Origin of the sequence: Alicyclobacillus acidiphilus NBRC 100859, from assembly GCF_001544355.1 — a bacterium.
Lineage (GTDB): Bacteria > Bacillota > Bacilli > Alicyclobacillales > Alicyclobacillaceae > Alicyclobacillus > Alicyclobacillus acidiphilus.
The window spans coordinates 1-2570 of record NZ_BCQI01000127.1; the positions used below are offsets into that span (position 1 = coordinate 1).

Below are 2570 nucleotides of genomic sequence, written 5' to 3' on the forward strand. Positions count from 1 at the left end.
GGCCGAGGGCCGCTTATTCGCCACGCAGCCCACGCAGCCCACGCAGCCCACGCAGCCCCCATAAAATGTACGAACCGGCCATGGCCGGTTCGATCCATACTATGGTTTGTGCAGTGGCACCAGCCCAGCCTCACTCGGGCCGCCACGCGCGTACGTTAGTTGCCACTTTGGCGGATCGTGTCGGCCAGGTTCATCATCTGGTTCGCGATCGAGACGCTCTCGGCGTTTTGCTGGTACATCGCTTGGGCCTGGATCATGTCCGCCATCTGCTCGGACTCGTCGACGTTGCTGTACAGCAGGGCGCCTTGGACGACTTGCGACTGAGTCGCGGGCAGGGCGCGGCCGCCGTTGGCGAGCGAGTACAGGTTGTTGCCTTGGGCGACGAGGTGCTCAGATGGCTGGCCGATCTCGGCGATGGCCAACTGCGGACCTTTGACGCTGCCGAAGGAGATTTGGCCGTTCGGGCCGATGGCCATCTGGCCAGCGTTCTTCGGCTCGATGATCGGTTGGCCGGAGGTGCTGAGCACGGGATAGCCTTGCGGGGTCGCGAGTTGGAATTGTCCGTCGGGACGTTCGCTCCAGATGAAGTCGCCGGCCTTCGTGTACATGACGCCCTGCGGCGTCCTGACCGTAAAGAAGCCGGGCCCTTGGATGGCGACGTCCGTGCTCTTGCCGGTGGTCTGCATGGTCATACCGTCGAAGTCGCGGCCTTCGCTGACCGGAACGACGCCTGTGCCGCCGCGCCAGCCTGGCGGCGTAGATCGCGCCGCATCCGCGGGCCCGGTCGCCGATCCGTACAGCTGCATGGTCAGCGCGTCCGCGAACGTCCCTTGATCTTGCGCGTAGCCGACGGTGTCGATGTTGGCGACGTTGTCGCCGACGCGATCGAGCCAATTGCTCGCCGCCGTCAATCCGCTGTACGCATTCCAAAGCGTCTGTGTCACGGCTGTCACCTCATTGTGGTCTATGACTTACGCGTTGTTCACTTTGCCGACGTCGTTCACCGCTTCATTGAGCACGGTGTCTTCCGTCTGGACCATCCGCTGATTGGCTTCGTACATATTCATAGCCGACATCATCTGCGTCATGGTCGAGGTTGGATCGACATTGGACTGTTCCAATTCGCCGGGATTCAGCTGGCCCGTGCCGGTTTTCAGTTGCGGGAGCACGGCGGCGGTGCTGTATGAATTGCCGACCATGAATTCCGTCTCGCCGAGCGGCTGCAGTTGGGTGACATCGGCATCGACCGTGCCGAGCCGACCGCCGTTCACGAGATTCCCGTTTGCGTCGTAGACGCGAAACGAAGGTTGCCCGTTCGCGTCCGTGATCGGCTGCCCCGTCGCGCTGACGATGGACGATCCGGTGTAATTCGGGTTCACCTGAATCCGACCGCCGACGATGGGTTGTCCGTTCGGGCCGATGGGGATGATTTCGTGGCCGGCCGCATCGGTCAAGTTGTTGTTCGCGTCGAGCTGAAGGGCGCCGTCCTTGGTGAGCGCGATGCCCTTTTGGCCTTGGCTGTCGACGTAGTTGACCGCGTAGAAGGAGTGATCTCCCATATCGTCGGACGTGCCGACCCGCAACGCGTACGGCTGCGTCGTTGTGGTGCCAGGCGTATACACGACTTGGCCCTGCGCGTTTTCAATTAGGTAGGATGGATTCCCGGAAGCGTCGTAATCGGGCAATCCGTCCGATCCGACCCACGTCGATCCCTGATACGCCGGATTCCTCACAGCATACATGCCGGCGACAGCTTGCCCGTTCGATCCGTACACGGCAAGCGGTTGCCCATTGACGCCGAGGCGGTTGCCGATGCCGGGGGAAATCGGGCCGGCGACCGTGATCGGCGCGTTATTCGCCCCTTGCACGGACGCGAGGGGGCCGCTTGGCGTGGTGTCGGTGATGGAAATGTCGAGCGATCTCCCGGTTTGCTGCATCGCCCCGGGCGCGAACGACGGGACGCCTTCCTGGAAGACAACGCCGTTGCCGGTTTGGCCGATGGCCGTTCCGAGGCCGCTGCCATACGGCTGTTTGTACATGGTATCGACAGGATCCTCAAGGAATTCTGCGAAAGACGACTTGAATCCTGGCGTCTCTTCGTTCGCCAAGTTGTTGGACAACAGTTGTTCGAGCCGCTCGTTGGCATCCAATCCGGCGGCTGCCGTCGTCAATCCCTGAATCATCCGCGAAATGCCTCCTTATGGTGTGATGCCGACTGTGCGCGGCGGCGCGTGGGCGGCGCGTGGGCGGCTCCCCGCCTTCGGCGCCGCTCGGTGCCGATAGCGGCACTTTTGTCCCTTATTCACGACTGTGCGCGGCCCGAGGTCTTCGGGCCTGCGGCGATAACGGCACTTTTGTCCCTTATCGCAACCGCGTGGTTTGCGGCCGGATCGGATAACGGTACTTTTGTCCCTTATTCACGACTGCGCGCGGCCCGAGGTCTTCGGGCCTGCGGCGATAACGGTACTTTTGTCCCTTATCCGAGTGGCGGCTCCACGCCTTCGGCGCCGCTCGGTGCCGATAGCGGTACTTTTGCCCCTTATTCACGACTGTGCGCGGCCCGAGGTCTT

The 2570-nt window shown here is 62.5% G+C and carries 3 protein-coding genes; all 3 read right to left on the reverse strand.

Features of this window, described 5'->3' with window-relative positions:
• Positions 1-155: 155 nt before the first annotated feature.
• The gene (locus tag AAC01S_RS18315; RefSeq protein ID WP_067625925.1) at positions 156-944 is read right to left on the reverse strand and encodes a flagellar hook-basal body protein; all 789 of its coding nucleotides are present in this window, start codon (positions 942-944) and stop codon (positions 156-158) included.
• A 27-nt stretch (positions 945-971) separates the two neighbouring features.
• Entirely contained in the window at positions 972-2183 is a 1212-nt protein-coding gene (locus AAC01S_RS18320; protein ID WP_067625928.1) for a flagellar basal body rod C-terminal domain-containing protein, read from the reverse strand.
• A gap of 178 nt (positions 2184-2361) precedes the next feature.
• The coding region (locus AAC01S_RS19645; RefSeq protein ID WP_169794098.1) for a hypothetical protein at positions 2362-2570 on the reverse strand (209 nt) is incomplete at its 5' end.

What these genes read in the sequence shown, in the direction of transcription:
- AAC01S_RS18320 (WP_067625928.1), bottom strand. Translation starts at nt 2,183, where the DNA reads ATGATTCAGGGATTGACGACGGCAGCCGCCGGATTGGATGCCAACGAG.